The sequence below is a fragment of the Robinsoniella sp. RHS genome (assembly GCF_001029355.1).
Taxonomy (GTDB): Bacteria; Bacillota; Clostridia; order Lachnospirales; family Lachnospiraceae; genus Robinsoniella; species Robinsoniella peoriensis.
Map to the genome: position 1 here is coordinate 205,940 of NZ_JNGB01000001.1, position 18,532 is coordinate 224,471.

Here is an 18,532-nt window from a genome sequence, read left to right on the forward strand (position 1 = left end):
GTTTAACTAATATGCCTTATGGATTTCGCCTGGTCATTGTTTCATGCTCCTTATGCAGTTCTAAATAAAGCTGCAGGGAATTCCAGGAACGGTTGAACTCTGTAATGATTGCTTTCAGGTCGATACGCTCTACTCCTTCCTGTCGAAACCTGGCTAAAAGGGCATCTACCTGGCTGCTGTTTAAATGCATCACCATCATCTCATCCGGAAATCCACCTCCGGTGTATTTTCTTTCTTCTTTTTGAAATCCCGGAATTCCTGCCAGCAGACCTATGGGCTGGTAGTATTCTTCTAATGGAATATCTTTGGCTTCAATGCCCATCTTTTTAAGAACTGCTTTGACCTTCTCTCCTTTTGGCGTATCTTTTAATCCATATAATAATACACATGTACTGCTTTTCATTTTTACTCTCCTATAATTCTCTTTTCCTTGCTTAGGGTGCTGACACCAGATATGATTTCATCTGCCCCCCTGGGAGTTTTTGATTCCGTAACCGGGCTGCTTCACTTCAGCCAATATATAAGGTATCATTTCATTATTGGCATAAATATATACAACAATATCTAGAAATCCTGTTTTAGAAAACAGCTGCACCCGCTATTCTGTATCCGGTATATTTACAGGACAGGTATATCTCTAATTACAAAAAGGGGGCAAAATTTCTGCCCCCTTTTCCTATTCCAATTTATTCTTCATTTGTATTTACTTTACTTGCTCTGGCTTCAACTTCTTTTGCCTGAATATCAGATGGTGCCTGCTCATAACGTGCGAATTCATATGAGAAGGTTCCGCTTCCGCCTGTCATTGAGCGAAGTGCTGTGGAATATCCATAAAGTTCTGTCATAGGTATGTCGGCTTCAATAACCTGGTTCCCCTTAGAATCCGGGTTCATTCCAAGTACACGGCCGCGGCGCTTATTCATATCGCCCATAACGTCACCCGTATACTTATCCGGAACAATTACTTTCAATGATGCAATTGGCTCCAGAAGTACCGGGGAAGCTTCCATAAAGCCCTTCTTGAATGCCTGCACTGCTGCTGTCTTAAATGCCATTTCAGAAGAATCTACCGGATGGTAAGATCCATCATAGAGTACCGCTTTCACACCCACAACCGGATATGCTGCTAACGGGCCTTTCTGCATAGAATCCTGAACTCCCTTTTCTACTGCCGGGTAGTAATTCTTTGGTACGGCACCGCCCACTACGACCTGTTCAAACACATATGGCGTTTCCAGATCACCCGATGGCTCAAAACGCATTTTAACATGACCATACTGTCCATGTCCGCCGGACTGTTTCTTATATTTAGATTCAACATCGGAACTCCTACGGATAGTTTCTCTAAATGCAACCTTTGGTTTATCCAGGTCAATTTCAATTTTATATTTACTTAACAGCTTGCTCTGGATAATATCCAAATGCTGGTCTCCCATTCCATAGAGCAGAGACTGTCGGTTTTCACCATCATTTATTGCTTTCATGGTCAGGTCTTCATGCATCATCTTCGTCAATGCCTGTGAGATCTTATCTTCATCGCCTTTGTTCTTTGCCTTATATCTCTTATATGTATAAGGAATGGACAGATCCATCTTGCCAAACTGGATTGGAGTTGTCTTTGTAGACAGCGTATCACCGGTACGTGCATGGGACAGTTTTCCGATTGCCCCGATATCCCCGGCATGCAATTCCGTAACTTCAATTGGCTTACTTCCTTCAAATACATACAGTTTATTAATCTTCTCTTCTAAATCTTTATCATAATTAAACAGAGTATCATCATTCTTAATAACGCCGGAGCATACCTTTATCAAAGAATATTTTCCAATAAACGGATCTACAATTGTCTTGAAAATGTATGCAGATTTTGCCTTGGCGAAATCGTAATTCGCTTCGAAGATCTCTTTGGTCTTCATATTAATTCCAGCAAAATTTCTTTTATCCGGACTTGGGAAATATTGTACGATGTCATCCAGAAGATTAGCGACACCCTGGATATTTACCGGGGAACCCATAGATACCGGAACAATGGAACCGTCGGAAACATTTACGGTCAGCGCTGCCATAATTTCATGAACAGAAAATTCTTCTCCGCTAAAATAGCGGTCCATGAAATCTTCGCTTGTCTCTGCAACAGCCTCTAATAAGATTTCTCTGTATTTCTCCAGATATTCTAATGAATATTCAGGAGTCTCACAATCAACCTTCTGACCTTTATCCACCCATTTCCTGCTCGCTTTGCGAACAACATTTACATATCCTACAAATTTTTCATTTTCACGTATAGGCAGATGGATTGGCGCAATCTTTTTTCCGTACAAATCGGTAAGCTGTTCTACTACTTCACGGTAGCTGGCATTATCCAGATCCATGTTCGTTACAAAGAACATTCTGGGTAGCTTATACTTCTCACAGAGATCCCATGCCTTCTGTGTACCTACTTCCACACCGCTTTTACCGTTAATAACAATCACCGCCGCATCTGCTGCTGCAGCTGCCTCTTCCGCTTCACCTACAAAATCAAAGTATCCGGGGGTATCTAAAACATTCACTTTGACATCATTCCAAATAATCGGTACAACGGATGTGCTGATTGAGAATTTTCTTTTGATCTCTTCTTTATCAAAATCACTTACGGTATTGCCTTCTGTTACGCTGCCTAATCTGCTGGTAATTCCTGATAAATAAGCCATTGCTTCTACTAAGCTGGTCTTACCTGCTCCACCATGCCCTAAGACAACTACGTTGCGAATCCTGTCTGATGTGTACACTTTCATATTAAATTCCTCCAATACTAGTTATTTGCGAATGACACTGCTGTCATCCCTTGTTTAGTCTATGGATATATTTTACTAAAATTGTCACAATATTTCAAGTATTTTATTCACTTTTAACAAATATTTTTTTAACCCCAAATTTTCGCCGCGTTAAAGCGTCAAAGTATTGACAGAAGAGCTTTTCAATAGTAGAATAACAGGAGCTAAACATAGAAGGAGAATAAAATTATGATTATTGTAATGAAACCTCACGCACCCCAGGAAAATATTGACCACGTGGTGCAGTTAATAAAATCCAAAGGATTAGAAACCCATTTGTCACAGGGCCAGGAAGTAACGATTATCGGTGTAGTTGGAGACAAAACTAAACTATCCAACCAGAATCTGGAAATCGCTCCCGGTGTTGATAAGATTGTTCCTGTAACAGAAACGTACAAATTATCCAACAAAAAATTCCATCCGGAACCCAGCGTAATTAAAGTGGGCAATACGGAGATCGGACCAAACAACTTAACAATCATGGCCGGTCCCTGCGCGGTTGAATCTGAGGAACAGCTTCTTTTAATCGCCCACGCTGTTAAAAAAGCAGGCGCAACATTTGTTCGCGGCGGTGCATACAAGCCACGCACCTCCCCATACTCATTCCAGGGACTGGAAGAAGAAGGACTCCGTTACATGCAAACCGCAAGGGAGGAAACAGGGCTTAACACTATTTGTGAAGTAATCAGTGAAAAAGCTATCGAAGCTGCTGCCAGGTATGTGGATATGATCCAGATCGGTGCCAGAAATATGCAGAACTTCCAGCTTCTGAAAGAAGCAGGGCGTTCCGGACTTCCGGTATTATTAAAACGTGGTCTTGCTGCAACAATTGATGAATGGTTAAATGCTGCGGAATATATTATCGCGGAGGGGAATCCAAATGTGGTTCTCTGCGAGCGAGGAATCCGTACCTTCGAAACTGCCACCAGGAATACACTGGATATCAGTGCTGTCCCTGTAATTAAATCCAAGTCCCATCTGCCAATCATCGTTGATCCAAGCCACGCTACCGGAGTAAGAGCCTATGTAGCACCATTGGCTAAGTGTGCAATCGCTGCCGGAGCAGACGGACTGATGATTGAAGTACATAACAATCCTGCCTGCGCGCTCTCCGACGGACCGCAGTCACTGACTTTTGAACAGTTCGATGGACTTTCTGACGAACTGATACCATTTGCAAAACTTGCAGAAAGGACATTTAAATGAATGATGTAACCGTTGGCTTTATCGGCCTTGGACTCATTGGCGGGTCGATTGCCAAAGCCATCCGCTATTTTTACCCGGAAACGAAAATAATCGCCCATACCAGAAGTCAGTCAACCATTGACTATGCTCTGGCTGAAGGCATTATTGATGCTGCCTGCGAAGGAATTACACAGGAGTTTGGCAGCTGCGACTATATATTTTTATGCGCACCGGTTGAATCCAATGCCGCTTATCTTTGTCAGTTAAAGGATTTCATAAAAAAAGACTGCATTCTGACAGATGTAGGCAGCACTAAGACCGATATCCACGAGAAAGTCATTGCCCTTGATATGGAAGATAATTTCATAGGAGGGCACCCCATGGCGGGCAGTGAAAAGACAGGGATTCGAAATGCTAAGCGGCATTTAATTGAGAATGCATATTACATCCTTACTCCATCAGCTACTGTCCCTGCAGAAATGGTACAAAAGTATAAAACATTTGTATCAGCATTAAAAGCAATACCCCTTGTGTTAAATTATGAAGAACATGATTTTGCTACAGCTGCCATCAGCCACCTGCCCCATATCATCGCTTCCACTCTGGTAAATCTGGTAAAAGATTCTGATACGGGGAATGAAACCATGAAAACAATTGCAGCCGGAGGCTTTAAAGATATTACCAGAATTGCTTCTTCTTCTGCAGAAATGTGGGAACAGATCTGCATGACAAACAGCGGTAATATCCTGACTGTTCTAAACCGCTATATTGATAGTCTGAACCAGGTAAAAACTGCTTTAACTGAAAAAGATAACCAGGATATCTATCAATTATTTGACAGCTCCAGGGAATACAGGGATTCTATCTCGGACTCTTCCAGCGGTCCTCTGAAAAAGGTTCATATGCTTTACTGTGATATGGTAGACGAAGCCGGCGGGATCGCTGCTCTTGCAACCATTCTTGCCACCAATGGCATCAGTATTAAGAATATCGGGATCGTACACAACCGTGAATTCGAAGAAGGTGTCCTGCGGGTAGAATTTTATGAAGAAAACGCATTGAAAAAGGCCGTAGATTTATTAAGAAAATACCGCTATACCATTTATGAGCGATAGGATTTTACTTTTCTAAACGGATGATTTACATATGGAGGTTTTATGGAATTCACAAAAACAAAAGCTTTAAAAGGAGAAATCACAGTTCCCGGTGACAAATCCATCTCACATCGTGCCGTTATGTTCGGCGCACTCTCCTTAGGAACTACAGAAGTGAGAAATTTTCTGCAGGGAGCTGACTGCCTTTCTACGATCAGCTGTTTTAAAAAGCTGGGTGTTGATATTGAAAATACCCCGGACTGCATCCGCATACATGGAAAAGGGCTCCATGGACTGACAGCTCCAACTGATACCCTGGATACCGGTAACAGCGGTACAACTACACGTATGATATCCGGTATTCTGTCCGGACAGTCATTTGAAAGTATCTTAAACGGTGACGAATCGATCCAGAAACGTCCCATGAAGCGGATTATTGATCCGTTATCCATGATGGGGGCTGAGCTTATCAGCATCCGGGATAACGGCTGTGCTCCTCTTCGGATCATTGGAAAGCATCTGCACGGGATACATTATACTTCACCCGTGGCTTCTGCCCAGGTAAAATCGGCCGTTCTCCTTGCCGGACTATATGCAGATACACCTACCAGCGTTACAGAACCATTCGTTTCCCGTAACCACTCAGAAATTATGCTGAATTATTTCGGTGGAAATGTTACCTGTAAAGGAACTACTGCAACCATCCTGCCAAATCCCGTGTTAAAGGGACAAAGCGTATCCGTTCCCGGAGATATTTCATCCGCTGCGTATTTTATTGCAGCAGGATTGATTGTACCTGGTTCTGAAATACTGATTAAAAATGTGGGAATAAATCCTACCAGAGATGGTCTCCTCCATGTCTGCCGGGAAATGGGCGCAGATTTAACACTGTTAAATGAAAATTGTGACAACGGCGAACCTACTGCAGATATCCTAGTCCGTCACAGCAGCCTGAAAGGCATTACGGTGGGCGGTTCCATGATACCTACACTTATTGATGAACTTCCCGTTATAGCCGTTCTGGCTTGTTTTGCCAAAGGCACAACGGTTATTAAAGATGCTCAGGAATTAAAAGTGAAAGAATCTAACCGCATTGACGTAATGGTGAATAACCTGGCCTCCATGGGCGCAGATATACAGGCAACGGAAGACGGTATGATTATAAAAGGCGGAACCGGGCTTCACGGCAGTACAATAAAAAGCCATAAAGACCATCGTATTGCAATGTCATTTGCAATTGCTGCCCTGGCAAGCAGCGGCACGACGCATATTGAAGATGCGGACTGTGTAAATATCAGTTATCCTGGATTTTACCAGGATCTTGCAAGATTAAATAACTGAGTTTCGTTTTCCAGGCACGCATCTATGAACTTATCCGTGACCGGCACGAAGGAAATGTAAAAAGACGGTATCTGCGTAAATGCGGATACCGCCTTTTTGTAAGTCCTGTAGCGCAAGTCCTATTTCAACCACAAATCCCGATATTCAATAATTGCATTCGGGGCGACTGTAAGAAATTGTCCTGCAGGCCAGGGGCCTTTCAATAATTTCACCAGATAATCCACAGATGCACTCAGTTTTTCCTGTTCTAATTCAAGTGTAGCTGCTATTTCTTTTGTTTCTTCCATCAGCTTCTCAATGGGATAGCATCCGGTATCCAGTATACCAAGCCTTTTGTAATGCTTTAAGATTTCTCTGTAAAGTGATTTTGTCCTTCTTACCCCGTATTTCTTCTGGGCATACTGATATTCTGCCCATATATTCTGTTCCCCGTTCAGCCATCCTTTGCTGAGAAAATATGTTCCCTTTTGTCTGGCTATCTCCTCTCTTCGCTGAACCGATCCCAGTAAAAGGGTAATACAGTCATCTACTCTTGGAATAATAACTTCAAAGTTTCCTGCTTTTAAGTTCTGCACGGAATTCCCGCAAAATCCCATCGCCACAAGCACTCTTTCGGCATCTGTAATTTTACTGAATATTTCCTGTAACCGTGCTCTTAATCTATCCGGAGTATTGTGAAGTCCCGACTCAACCCAGATGATCGGATAAGATAATCCGGTTTTTTGGAGGGCGGTTTCCAGTTCATCCTGAAGGGTTTTACAACCTATAATTGTAGTTTTCATAACTTTTCGAAACGCCTCCTTCTCTGCTTACTTGTCTTTTATTGGTCCAATTCTCCCAGCCCGGTACGCTTTATTATACTTCCGGCAGAACCGATCCTGATTAAGCAGGGCTTCTGCAGCTAAAATCGTTGCATAAGTATCCCGGTTTGTCGGGTCTACAATTGCAGAATCCATTCCTGCAGATAATGCCAGTGCAAGGAAATTCTGATTTACTATTTTCCGGTAAGGCATCCCATAGGATATATTGGATAAACCTGAAGTTATTTTTACTGTTGGATATTTTTCTTTAATATTTCGGATTGCTTCCATAAAATTTAACATAGAGTCATTTACTGCGGAAAGCGCCAATACCAGCGGATCAATATAGATACGTTCCGGTGCGATGTTATAAGCAGACGCTTTTTCAATTAATTCGAATGCGATCTCCGTCTTACGTTTCGCATCTGCCGGAATGCCTTTATTATCACAGGTTAACGCAACCACTTCCCAATCATTATCCTTTAATAATGGGAAAATAACTTCACATTTATCTCCTTCTCCGGAAACAGAGTTAATAATCCCACTCTTTTTAGCCAGAGGCATCACTTCCTTAAGAATCTGAGGATTCGGACTGTCGATACAAAGAGGGGTATCTACGGTATCCTGAACAATCTTCATGAGCCAGGTCAGATCATCTAACTCCTTCTCCGGAGCTCCGCCTGCACACACATCCAGAAAATCGGCCCCTGCTTCCGTTTGGCGGATTGCCAGATTACGTATAAATTCTTCATCCCTGGCTGCTATTGCTTTCGCAGTAGAGGGTATAGCACCGTTAATTTTTTCTCCGATAATTATCATATATTCACCACCTATGCTGCACTGCCGGACCATTCACGACAAGTTCTAATTGTATCTGCCGGATTAATTGCCCAGGCATCTGCACCTACCAGTTCACATACTTTATCTGTAACCGGTGCTCCGCCGATTACGATCTTAACATCTTCTCTCAATCCTGCCTCTTTAAATGCTTCGATTGTGGCTTTCATAGAATCAATTGCCAGTGTAAGAACACCGCTCAGTCCGATAATATGAATGCCTTCCTCTTTTGCTTTTTTTACAATTTCTGCTGCCGGAACATCAATCCCCATATCCACAACATCAAAGCCGCTTGCTTCCAACATGGCTTTTACAATATTTTTGCCGATGTCGTGGAGATCTCCTTCCACGGTACATAAAATCATTTTCCCTACTTTTTCACTGGACTGCGACAAAAGTGCAGGACGTATAATATCCATGGCTTCTGTCATTAACTCACCGGAAAAAATCAGATCAGATACAAAATACTCCTGGCTTGCAAAGCGTTCGCCAACAATGTTCATACCTTCCTGGCACGCTTTCATTGCCTCACCAGCCTGTGAACCGCCGTCCTCCATTACCTTCTCCAGCATCTCTAATACATCATCTTCCTCCAGATCACCCATTGCATCCTTCAATTTATCAAAATCAGCCATAAAAAATCCTCCTATCCATCCGCAATATTTATTTCGTTTGTTTTATATTCCCGCAATTTTATTCACATAAGAAATACAGATATTTTATAATATCGTTTTCCAGATTCATAACAACTTCTCTGGCACTTTCCGGTGTCTCCGGATTTAATTCCCGATACTGCTCCCAGGTTCTGTAATACTTACTCTGAAGAGGTGCCACTTCTGAGTGCATATAATCTTCTTTATTAAACTGCATGCCTGCAGTCTCACCCGCATTTTTGTATACCCCATAATCCCGTACAGTCTCGCAGACAGCAATCAGATTCTCAAGGTTAATATCGTTATATGTTAATGCTCCCTTGTCAAACTGGAAGATAAATTTACCATCCGGCATCATGATATCCAGGAATTCTTTTGTATAGTCAATGCATTCCTGTTTGGTAGCTGTTCTGAGCATTCCAAGAGGAAATAGACCGGCAAGTATATGCTTCTTACCAAGTTTTTCTTTTACCAGCTTCGCATCACCCATCTCGAATGTCAGGTATGTATCGGTAGGCATTTCATAGAGATAATCCAGGTAACGCATCCAATCATGCTCGCAAAATGCATTTATGTGAAGTCCAAGGGATGCATAGTCATTTGCCTGGCGAAGGAATGGTTCCCACCACAATTTTTCAAAATCTTTTTCTTTCATATAAGTCGCCAGATGCAGTGGGAAGAATACCTGTCCGTAATTACTGATCTTCTTAGGAATACCGACCATATAATTAAACGGATATACTGCTTCCACCGCAGCTGCGATTTTATCACGTTTCCTGCGAAGATCCATACACATGCCGCTTAAGCTTCTCATATTGTCAGTCAGAATATCAAGCGGTGCATAACACATGCCTTTCGTTGCAGGATCTGCCGCGTAAAAGCCGTATTTCTGAGTCAGAGCTCCGATAATGGCGCCATTTTTCATCATATACTGATTTCTTGCGGTCATCCCCTGATTTAATGCAAACATCGCTCTGACCGGGTCTTTTTCAAAATCCAGTGCACTATAATTTCTGGGTAGAATCCTCTCAATCAGACAATCCAATGGATTCTCAATAAAATCATCATATTCTTCCGGCAATAGACCTACTGTGTTGGGATGCTGCATAAGCCCGGCTTTATTCATTTTAAAGTTATTCGATTCAAGCGCCTGATAAGAATCCGGCATACGGATCGTACCGCCGAATACGCAGATATCGGATGGCACTTTCTGGCACAATTCATCTGCAGCCTGCATCAGAATCTCCGGATGCCATGCTGCTTCTTTTCCATCCACTCCCGCATATCCCGCAACAACTTCCAGCGTCAGACTTACATTAATCGGTACACGTTTTGGAATCTTGTTATCAAATACATCCTGAAATATCCGGGTTCTCTCCTGCCTTAATTGTTCAACATCACCCATTAATAATACCTCCTTTAAATTGATCCGTTTTTAGTTTCCACTAACCCTGCAAATCTTATAAAAGTATTAAAAAAAAGACACCCCGCTGTGCCATTTTCCTTTTACTCATACTTTTCTGTTAGTGATTATCACTTATTTTTCAAATCACCACCCATTTTATTTCGGTATTTTGTATATAATTATTCTATCACTCGCTTTAAATTGTGTCAAGTTATATATTATTTTAAATATTTTGCAAAAAATCTGTTATTATATTAACAATTATATCAAATTATCCCTCCTTATTTAAATTGCACCTCTTCAACACAGTCATTTTTAAAGTTTTCGACCTATTTTGATTATTTCATTACTGCAAAAATCCGGTATTTTCCATATTTCCATGAGCATTATTGCAGTTGAAAATCTTCCAACCCCAAAATCTGCTTCTTCACAGACAATATAAAAAATACCGGACTTATGATATGTATCAAAAAGCTGTCCCTTACTTATAATTTTATCAATCCCTGCATAAGATCTCCCGAAACATCTGATCAAAAACAGGATTACTTTTTTTCAAGGATAAAAGCTTTCCCTCTTTCGAAAGAAAGCAATGCTCACTTTCTCCGTTGCAGCGGATTTCTTTCGTCTCTTTATCCCGTACTATGTATGACAGTGTCATTTTAATGCCATTATATTTTTTTAACCTGGCCTCAATTAATAAGATGTCGTTAAAATGTACCATCGTTCTGTATTGGCATTTCACAGATAGTACAGGGCTTATAATCCCCGCATCTTCCATTGCCTGATATCCAAGCCCCGTCTGTTCCATCAGGTCAATTCTTGCTTCTTCAAACCAGCGGATATAATTGGAATGATGGATAATCCCCATCTGATCTGTTTCATAATACTGAGCTTTATGCTCATAGCTTTTAAAATTCATCAACTGTCCTGCTCTCCTGTCATTTACTGCTTCATTTTTCTGCCTGTAATAATTTCAGCATGTCATCTCCCGGCATAGGTCGTGCATATAAGAAACCCTGAATATAGTCAATACCGGATTCTTTTATAAACTGATCCTGCTCCGGCGTCTCTACGCCTTCCGCCAGTACCTTTAAATCCATGTCGTGAAAAATGCCTGTCATACTGCGCAGCATCCCTGCTGATTTCGGTACTGTCATAGAAGACCATACCAGACTTTTATCAATTTTAATTACATCCAGAGGCGTTTCCATAACCGATACAATATTTGAATATCCTGTTCCAAAATCATCCAGTCCCATCATTACGCCATGCTTATGCATCTCCTCCGCAAATCCGATTACTAACTGTGCACTTTCAGCCAGAACACTTTCTGTTATTTCAATCTTAATTTTTGAATATGGTGTGTGATGCTCTTCAATAATATTCAAAACCTTCTCAGCCAGGTCAATCTGGGTAAACTGTACTGTTGAGAAATTCACATGAATTCCATCCAGTTCAATACCCTGTTCCATCAAACGATTTATATAACGGCATACTTTTGCCAGAATCTGATAGGTCATCTCAATAATCATTCCTGTCTCTTCTGCAATAGGTATAAACTCATCCGGATAAACCGCACCAATGGGTGAGCTGGGAATTCGCAAGAGCGATTCCGCCAGGACAAATTTATTGGTTCTGGTATCTACTATTGGCTGATAGTACACATCAAAATCATTGCTTTCTAATTTTGCTTTCAGGATCTCAGCGATTTGTATTCTGCGTCTTAATTCCCGCATCATTTCCTGTCCACAATAACAGACTGCCTTTGTCCGGTCCTGCTTTGCCTTAGAAACTGCATATTCAATTCCATTAATCAGACCTTCCACACTATCCGCCGTTTCGGGATAACTCACGATTCCCATTGCAGACTGGATTATACAGCTATATTCTTTTACCGTCCAGGGAATAGTCATTCTCTCCTTAAGGGTATCGATAATGTGATAAATCTTTTCCTTCTCTGTGTTTTTTTCCAAAATGGCGAATTCGTCACCGCTAAACCGGAACAAATACTGTTTTTCAATAATCGTATGCAGATATGCGCTGACTGCTTTTAAAAATGCATCACCGCTCTGCTGTCCAAAGGTATCATTAATTTGCTTAAAACCACGCAGTGATAATACGATAATCGTAAACGATGTTTTTTCATTCTTCCTGATCATCAGCTCCAGCATTTTCAAAAATTCCTGCCGGTTTGGTATATCCGTGAGATAATCAAAAGAAATCTGCTTATTTTGCAGATAAAGGTAAATCAGCAGCAAAGCACTGGTTGCCGCAGATCCCGACAGCAATATATTAGGAAATAACTGCTGAATTACAATAACAATCATAGCTATAAACGGAAAGATCGCCAATATCCGGCGTATTTTTTTCTCTATCCAGGAATGCTTAATCAGTACAATAACCATAGCCGCAAGGGAATATATGTAGAATACCAGATAGGTGGTAATTATAAGCGGTCCCTGCGTATAAGTGCCGTCCGGCATTATATTAAACAGTAATTTACACGGCAGGTTAGCAATCGCCAGAAGCAGATATAATATGCCTGGTATACTTGACCAACCAATCACTTTCGAAATGCCCTTGTGATTTTCATATACTGTGGCTGTAGTATAGAAAAAATAAGCCATTCCCATTAATGGAGTTGAAATAAAATAAATGATTGTCACTGCCCAGGAAAACTGGTATGGGACATAATGGGGAAATGCCAACGCTGCCGTAGATAATATATTCGAAACCATAGCACAAAACGTCGCCAAAAAGCAGCATTGAAATAAACGATTCTTCAAGGATGGAAGCAAATCCCCTTTTCTTGCATAAGACCAGATGATAACGAGAAAAACTACGGAAATACATTCCGCTGCCACATTCCACCTCAAAACTTCACCTTCTTCCTCTTTATCATCTAACAAGTATTCCTGGGTATTTGTCTTCCATGAACTGTTGTCTGTATTTTATAATTATTAATGATTATAACCGATATTTGGAAAGAATTCAATCTAAACTACATCACTGATATTTCAACTTTTTTACTACTAAAAGCAACACCATACTTGAATATTTTCTTAACGCCTTTCGCTCTCATTTCCGTATCATATCTGTATCATATCTGCGGTCATACTATAAACATTGCATCCCCAAAAGAAAAAAACCGATATCTTTCTTTCACTGCCGTCTCATAAGCATTCATAATATTCTCTTTCCCTGCAAGTGCAGAAACCAGCATCAAAAGAGTGGATTCCGGCAAATGAAAATTCGTGATCAGATGATCTATCATTTTAAACTGATAACCCGGGTAGATGAAAATCTCTGTCCATCCGCTTCCCGCTTTTAAGATGCCATTTTCATCCGTGGCTGATTCCAGAGTTCGGCAGCTGGTAGTCCCAACAGAGATAACTTTCCCGCCGTTTTTCTTTGTATCATTGATCAATTTTGCCTGATCTTCTTCTACAATGTAGAACTCGGAGTGCATATGGTGTTCCGTCACATCTTCTACTTTAACAGGCCGGAAAGTTCCAAGTCCAACATGAAGTGTAACGTGAGCTATTTTAATCCCTTTCCTTTGTATCTCTTCCAAAAGTTCCGGTGTAAAGTGCAGTCCTGCTGTAGGGGCTGCTGCAGATCCGTCATGTTTTGCATAGACTGTCTGGTAACGGTTTTTATCTTTCAATTGATGTGTAATATACGGAGGAAGCGGCATCTGGCCCAACTGATCCAGGATTTCTTCAAAGACCCCTTCATAAGAAAACTGAATCAAACGATTGCCTTCTTCAACCACATCGATGACTTCACCCATTAATAATCCTTCGCCGAATGATATCTTTGTACCTGGTTTTGCCTTTTTTCCCGGTTTGACTAAAGTCTCCCAAATATTATTTTCTTTCCGTTTGAGTAAAAGTACCTCAATCTTTGCATCTGTTCCCACTTTCGTCCCAAAAAGACGTGCCGGAATTACTTTTGTATCATTTACTACCAGACAGTCCCCGGGATTTAAGTACGCAGCGATGTCCTTGAAAATTTGATGGCGGATTTCTCCGGTCTCTCTATCTAATACTAAAAGTCTGGAACTGGAACGGTCTTCCAATGGATCCTGAGCAATTAATTCCTGAGGTAAATCAAAATAAAAATCTGAAGTTTTCATGTGCAGCTCTCCTATGTTTTCTGATTATGTATGGTTTTTCTTAAACTTTCTATAGTATAGCATCGTTCTATCCACCTTTCAAGAGCGTATAAAAAGGCCTTAGCAAAATATGCCAAAGCCTGTTCTTATCCCTGCTTACTACATCATACTAATATCCTAACAGAGGCAATACTTTTCTTGGTTCTTCAATGATTACCAGATCTGCTTTTGTATCTGTATAGTGTTCCTGATCGTGGATGATGACAAGGTTACTGCCTTCAAAATATTTAATATAATTGACAAATACTTCAGATGTAAGCGTTGTTCCCAGCAAAAGCAATACGTCTGCTTTTTCGATTTCCTCCGTTGTTTTCGTCATCAGCCTACTGTCCACCATTTCACCAAACAAGGAAACCATGGGGCGTATGGGAATCTTGCAAGTCTCACAGATCGGCATACCTTTGGCATTTAACATATAATCCAGGGTGTACTCTTTTTTACAGCGCGGACATTGGTTATGATAAATGCTCCCATGAAGGTTAATGATATTTTTGCATCCCATCTGCCTGCCGTGCTCGTAGATATTTGCAGTGATAATGCACTGGAGTTTTCCTGCCTGTTCCATGGCTGCCAGCGCAGGACCGGATTCTGTAATTACCGGCGGATTCTGCAACATTTCATGAATATAAAAATCAAAGAACTGTTCCGGTCTGGTACTGTAAAAAGCACTTGAGAAGATTTCTTCCGGTGATGCATCATACTTCTGTTCAATCTCATATGCCCGCAAAGGTTTTTTTACACCCGTGTACCCTCCTTCTTCCATCATCCCTGATCCGCATAATACTACCGTATACCGGCTTTCTTCCAGTATTTTTTTCAAATGCTCAATCTTGGTCATAATCGGTACCTCCTTCCCTTTTATATCAGGCATTACAGACTCACTGTATTAAGATACTGCCTGATGTTATTCTGTTAAAATAATTATACAATTATTTTATATAAAATACCATTGATACTATATTAATTTCAAATCCAAATTATTTCCAATTTCTTAAAGAAGGTGGGTTTTCACCTAATCCTGACCATCTTATCCATCAATTTACACTTACTTAACTGTCTGTGTGCTTATTTGCTGACCCAGCTTTTTCATTTGAATCGCTATAAGCGTAAAACAAATCAGAAACGTAAGCAGATCTGCAATTGGACCGGACCACAGCACACCATTTAATCCGATTGCAGATGTTAAAAGGACTGCCGACAATATTTTAAACACTAACTGATATGACAGGGAAATAGCCGCTGCCTGAGCCGGTTTTCCAATCGCCTGGAAAAATACACCGGTTATTGTCTGAAACCCAAAGAAAATATACAACAGGAAATACGTCTGGAAAAATTTCTTAGAAAACTCCATATATAATTTATGCTCTGTATTTCCAAATAACTGAATAATCGGCTCCGGGAAAAATACGAACAGTGCCGTAGCTGCCACCGATGTGACAGTCCCGATTATGATTGCCATGTGATATGTCTTTTTTACACGTGCATAATTTTTTGCACCATAGTTATAGCCAGCAATTGGCTGCATACCTATTCCAATACCCAGAAGCACCGTAAATAAAATTTCCTGAACTTTCATAGAAATTCCATACGCCGTCAGGGGAATTTCGCTTCCATATACCGTTGCCGCACCATAATGGACAATTAAATTATTATTCACAACCATGACCATGGAAAATGCCAGCTGGTCTATAAAGCTTGAAATGCCTAGCCCGCATATTTCACGTACCGTCTGAAACCGTAATTTTAAAATTTCCTTTGTAATTTTAATGCAGCGAAACTTCCGCAGATAACAGACAGATAAGATGAATGAGATCATCTGACCGATAAATGTAGACCAGGCAGCTCCTTTTATCCCCCATCCAAAGCCAAAAATAAATACCGGATCCAGACATCCGTTAACCAATGCCCCAATGATCATGGACGCCATTGCATATTTGGGACTCCCATCTGCGCGAATGACCGAATTTAAAGACGTACTGACCATAATAAAAGGAAGCCCCATTACTATGATGTATCCATAATCCTTAGCATAAGGCATCAGCGTATCCGTTGCTCCAAAGCCTCTGAGAATCGGCTCTAAAAACAGCATACCCACAGCCATTGCCAGAACACTGACGGATGTAATCAACAGAATCGCATTGCCCACACCCTTTGCTGCATCCTCTTTTTCGCCTGCTCCCAAACGGAGGCTAAAGTACGCTGCTGTTCCATCTCCAATGAGCAGCGATAGTGCAAGGGTCACCAGCGTTATGAGAAGAACCACATTTGCGGCTCCATTTCCCAGATAACCAACTCCTCTTCCTATAAAAATCTGATCTACAATATTGTACAGGGCATTAACCAGCATCGCCACAACACTGGGGATTGCAAATTTCGCAATTAACTTGCCGATAGACCCTGTTCCTAATATATTTTCTTCTTGATTTGATTGATGTTCCATCTTTTCTTCCTCCTGCACGGTGCTTTACTCTGCCCGCAATTCCATTCTTTCATATTTTTGCCCACAAAAAGAAGGCCGCCTGAGACCGCCTTCTATCCGGAAATATTTTCCCAAACAAAAGGCTGCAGACAAAACATCGTCCACAGCCTCTTGCCGCATGCATCTGTCACCGGAAAATGGTACACAAAAAAGAAGTATAGCATCCTACACTTTTGCCCATTTCCGATGAAACCAAGCATCTGCTTATCTATTATCAGGCTTTGCACAACGTTTCATCGTTCTGTTTTGTCCAAAGCCTTCTCTTCTTCTCATTACATTACTTAAAATGCATATCATAAGAACATTCCTTTTCCTGACTAATTTAATGTGCTTTTACACTTCATTTATTATATTGCAGTACTTAGTCTATGTCAACATAAATTCAGACTGCCCAGCAATTATATGATTCAGGCTTCACAGCAATTCCCTACTTTTCGTCACAAACCTGAAAGATATAAAATTTCAGATAATATGATTCCTGTGCTGCCCAGAGTATCGGATGATCTGCTGCCTGTGTCCTGTATTCCACCTGCCGAAGCCTTTTATGTACATTGCCTGCCGCTTCACGGATTGTCTTGGCAAATAGTTCCGGATCCATAAAATGGGAGCAGGAACAGGTAGCCAGGTAGCCGCCGTCTTTTACCAGCTTCATTCCTCTGAGATTGATCTCCCGATAACCTTTTACCGCATTTTTAATAGAATTCCTGGACTTTGTAAATGCCGGCGGGTCCAGTATGACAACGTCAAATTTTTCACCGTTTTTCTCAAGTTCCGGAAGCAGTTCGAATACATCCTGACAAAGGAAGCAGACACGTTCTTCCAAACCATTTAAAGCAGCATTTTCTTTTGCCTGTAACACCGCAAGTTCGGATGCGTCTACCCCCAGGACCTCTGATGCTCCTGCCACTCCCGCATTTAGCGCAAAGGAGCCGGTATGGGTAAAGCAATCCAGAACTTTTTTGCCTTTACACAGTTTTTGGATTGCAAGGCGGTTATACTTCTGATCCAGGAAAAATCCTGTCTTCTGTCCGTCTTCCACATCTACGATATATTTTACTCCATTTTCTACAATCTCCACCTTAGTATCAAAAGGATCTGAAAGAAAGCCCTTCGTTCTTTCAAGACCTTCCTGAAGGCGCACTTTTGCATCACTTCTCTCATAAATACCACGAATATCTATGCCATCCTCTTTCAGAACTTTCTTCAGCAAATCCAGTATCTTTACTTTTAAACGGTCAATGCCCAGTGCCAGTGACTCCACTACAAGAACATCCGCAAATTTATCCACAACGAGTCCCGGAAAAAAATCTGCTTCTCCGAAAATAAGCCTGCAGCTTGATGTATCCACAGTTGCCTTACGATACTCCCAGGCATCTCTCACACGCATCTCCAAAAATGCATCATCAATCTGTGTATCTTTCTTTCTGGACATCATTCGGATTGTAATTTTTGATCTGGTATTCAAAAATCCACGTCCAAGAAAATATCCGTCAAAATCTTCTACACAGACGATATCCCCATTGATAAAATCTCCCTCAATCCGGTCAATTTCATTATCAAAAATCCACATTCCTCCGGATTTCAATAAGCGGCCTTCGCCTTTTTTTATTCTCACAACTGTCTGTTCCATTTTGTTGTTCCTCTCCATTAACTTTCTAATTTAACTCCGGACTACAAAACAGTCCCATGAAGTCAGCAGCATTTTATAAAACATACTCTTGTGCTATTATATTTCATTTAGAGCA

At 41.1% G+C, this 18,532-nt stretch carries 15 protein-coding genes; 3 read left to right on the forward strand and 12 right to left on the reverse strand.

Features of this window, described 5'->3' with window-relative positions; translation table 11 throughout:
* Nucleotides 1-16: 16 nt before the first annotated feature.
* Both RHS_RS00905 and RHS_RS00910 read right to left on the reverse strand, forming a co-directional pair.
* The gene (locus RHS_RS00905) at nucleotides 17-403 is read right to left on the reverse strand and encodes a DUF3783 domain-containing protein (protein WP_027294375.1); all 387 of its coding nucleotides are present in this window, start codon (nucleotides 401-403) and stop codon (nucleotides 17-19) included.
* 283 nt (nucleotides 404-686) lie between these two features.
* Nucleotides 687-2,777 (reverse strand): elongation factor G, encoded by a 2,091-nt coding sequence (locus tag RHS_RS00910; RefSeq protein ID WP_047832093.1) that lies wholly within the window; start codon nucleotides 2,775-2,777, stop codon nucleotides 687-689.
* Between the two features lie 228 nt (nucleotides 2,778-3,005).
* Here RHS_RS00910 and aroF point away from each other — a divergent pair, with 228 nt between their 5' ends.
* The 3 genes from aroF to aroA are packed head-to-tail and all read left to right on the forward strand — an operon-like array spanning nucleotide 3,006 to nucleotide 6,436.
* A complete protein-coding gene (gene aroF / locus RHS_RS00915) occupies nucleotides 3,006-4,022 on the forward strand; it encodes a 3-deoxy-7-phosphoheptulonate synthase (protein WP_027294377.1) in 1,017 nt (338 codons plus the stop codon).
* Nucleotides 4,019-5,116 (forward strand): prephenate dehydrogenase, encoded by a 1,098-nt coding sequence (locus tag RHS_RS00920; protein WP_027294378.1) that lies wholly within the window; start codon nucleotides 4,019-4,021, stop codon nucleotides 5,114-5,116. Before aroF ends, RHS_RS00920 begins: the two co-directional genes overlap by 4 nt.
* Before the next feature lie 42 nt (nucleotides 5,117-5,158).
* Entirely contained in the window at nucleotides 5,159-6,436 is a 1,278-nt protein-coding gene (gene aroA, locus RHS_RS00925) for a 3-phosphoshikimate 1-carboxyvinyltransferase (protein WP_047832094.1), read from the forward strand.
* Between the two features lie 119 nt (nucleotides 6,437-6,555).
* Here the strand turns inward: aroA and RHS_RS00930 are convergent, their stop codons facing one another.
* The 10 genes from RHS_RS00930 to RHS_RS00975 all read right to left on the reverse strand — a co-directional run bounded on the left by RHS_RS00930 (nucleotide 6,556) and on the right by RHS_RS00975 (nucleotide 18,417).
* Nucleotides 6,556-7,218 (reverse strand): DUF1638 domain-containing protein, encoded by a 663-nt coding sequence (locus tag RHS_RS00930; RefSeq protein ID WP_047832095.1) that lies wholly within the window; start codon nucleotides 7,216-7,218, stop codon nucleotides 6,556-6,558.
* A gap of 27 nt (nucleotides 7,219-7,245) precedes the next feature.
* Nucleotides 7,246-8,055 (reverse strand): methyltetrahydrofolate cobalamin methyltransferase, encoded by an 810-nt coding sequence (locus RHS_RS00935; RefSeq protein ID WP_027294381.1) that lies wholly within the window; start codon nucleotides 8,053-8,055, stop codon nucleotides 7,246-7,248.
* 11 nt (nucleotides 8,056-8,066) lie between these two features.
* Complete coding sequence (locus RHS_RS00940; RefSeq protein WP_027294382.1) at nucleotides 8,067-8,708, reverse strand: B12-binding domain-containing protein; 642 nt, start codon at nucleotides 8,706-8,708, stop codon at nucleotides 8,067-8,069.
* Between the two features lie 58 nt (nucleotides 8,709-8,766).
* The gene (locus RHS_RS00945) at nucleotides 8,767-10,131 is read right to left on the reverse strand and encodes a uroporphyrinogen decarboxylase (protein ID WP_047832096.1); all 1,365 of its coding nucleotides are present in this window, start codon (nucleotides 10,129-10,131) and stop codon (nucleotides 8,767-8,769) included.
* Nucleotides 10,132-10,627: 496 nt separating this feature from the next.
* Nucleotides 10,628-11,050: a thioesterase family protein gene (locus tag RHS_RS00950; RefSeq protein ID WP_047832097.1), complete on the reverse strand. Its 423-nt coding sequence runs from the start codon at nucleotides 11,048-11,050 to the stop codon at nucleotides 10,628-10,630.
* 31 nt (nucleotides 11,051-11,081) lie between these two features.
* Complete coding sequence (locus RHS_RS00955; RefSeq protein ID WP_047832139.1) at nucleotides 11,082-13,007, reverse strand: EAL domain-containing protein; 1,926 nt, start codon at nucleotides 13,005-13,007, stop codon at nucleotides 11,082-11,084.
* A gap of 236 nt (nucleotides 13,008-13,243) precedes the next feature.
* Nucleotides 13,244-14,269, reverse strand: coding sequence for a tRNA preQ1(34) S-adenosylmethionine ribosyltransferase-isomerase QueA (gene queA / locus RHS_RS00960; RefSeq protein ID WP_027294386.1), 1,026 nt, complete (start codon nucleotides 14,267-14,269; stop codon nucleotides 13,244-13,246).
* A gap of 148 nt (nucleotides 14,270-14,417) precedes the next feature.
* Nucleotides 14,418-15,149, reverse strand: coding sequence for an NAD-dependent deacetylase (locus RHS_RS00965; protein WP_395020960.1), 732 nt, complete (start codon nucleotides 15,147-15,149; stop codon nucleotides 14,418-14,420).
* Nucleotides 15,150-15,353: 204 nt separating this feature from the next.
* Entirely contained in the window at nucleotides 15,354-16,748 is a 1,395-nt protein-coding gene (locus RHS_RS00970) for an MATE family efflux transporter (protein WP_047832099.1), read from the reverse strand.
* Nucleotides 16,749-17,214: 466 nt separating this feature from the next.
* The gene (locus tag RHS_RS00975; protein ID WP_027294389.1) at nucleotides 17,215-18,417 is read right to left on the reverse strand and encodes a class I SAM-dependent rRNA methyltransferase; all 1,203 of its coding nucleotides are present in this window, start codon (nucleotides 18,415-18,417) and stop codon (nucleotides 17,215-17,217) included.
* Nucleotides 18,418-18,532: the final 115 nt, after the last annotated feature.

What these genes read in the sequence shown, in the direction of transcription:
- RHS_RS00905 (WP_027294375.1), bottom strand. Translation starts at nt 403, where the DNA reads ATGAAAAGCAGTACATGTGTATTATTATATGGATTAAAAGATACGCCA.
- RHS_RS00910 (WP_047832093.1), bottom strand. Translation starts at nt 2,777, where the DNA reads ATGAAAGTGTACACATCAGACAGGATTCGCAACGTAGTTGTCTTAGGG.
- aroF (WP_027294377.1), top strand. Translation starts at nt 3,006, where the DNA reads ATGATTATTGTAATGAAACCTCACGCACCCCAGGAAAATATTGACCAC.
- RHS_RS00920 (WP_027294378.1), top strand. Translation starts at nt 4,019, where the DNA reads ATGAATGATGTAACCGTTGGCTTTATCGGCCTTGGACTCATTGGCGGG.
- aroA (WP_047832094.1), top strand. Translation starts at nt 5,159, where the DNA reads ATGGAATTCACAAAAACAAAAGCTTTAAAAGGAGAAATCACAGTTCCC.
- RHS_RS00930 (WP_047832095.1), bottom strand. Translation starts at nt 7,218, where the DNA reads ATGAAAACTACAATTATAGGTTGTAAAACCCTTCAGGATGAACTGGAA.
- RHS_RS00935 (WP_027294381.1), bottom strand. Translation starts at nt 8,055, where the DNA reads ATGATAATTATCGGAGAAAAAATTAACGGTGCTATACCCTCTACTGCG.
- RHS_RS00940 (WP_027294382.1), bottom strand. Translation starts at nt 8,708, where the DNA reads ATGGCTGATTTTGATAAATTGAAGGATGCAATGGGTGATCTGGAGGAA.
- RHS_RS00945 (WP_047832096.1), bottom strand. Translation starts at nt 10,131, where the DNA reads ATGGGTGATGTTGAACAATTAAGGCAGGAGAGAACCCGGATATTTCAG.
- RHS_RS00950 (WP_047832097.1), bottom strand. Translation starts at nt 11,050, where the DNA reads ATGAATTTTAAAAGCTATGAGCATAAAGCTCAGTATTATGAAACAGAT.
- queA (WP_027294386.1), bottom strand. Translation starts at nt 14,269, where the DNA reads ATGAAAACTTCAGATTTTTATTTTGATTTACCTCAGGAATTAATTGCT.
- RHS_RS00970 (WP_047832099.1), bottom strand. Translation starts at nt 16,748, where the DNA reads ATGGAACATCAATCAAATCAAGAAGAAAATATATTAGGAACAGGGTCT.
- RHS_RS00975 (WP_027294389.1), bottom strand. Translation starts at nt 18,417, where the DNA reads ATGGAACAGACAGTTGTGAGAATAAAAAAAGGCGAAGGCCGCTTATTG.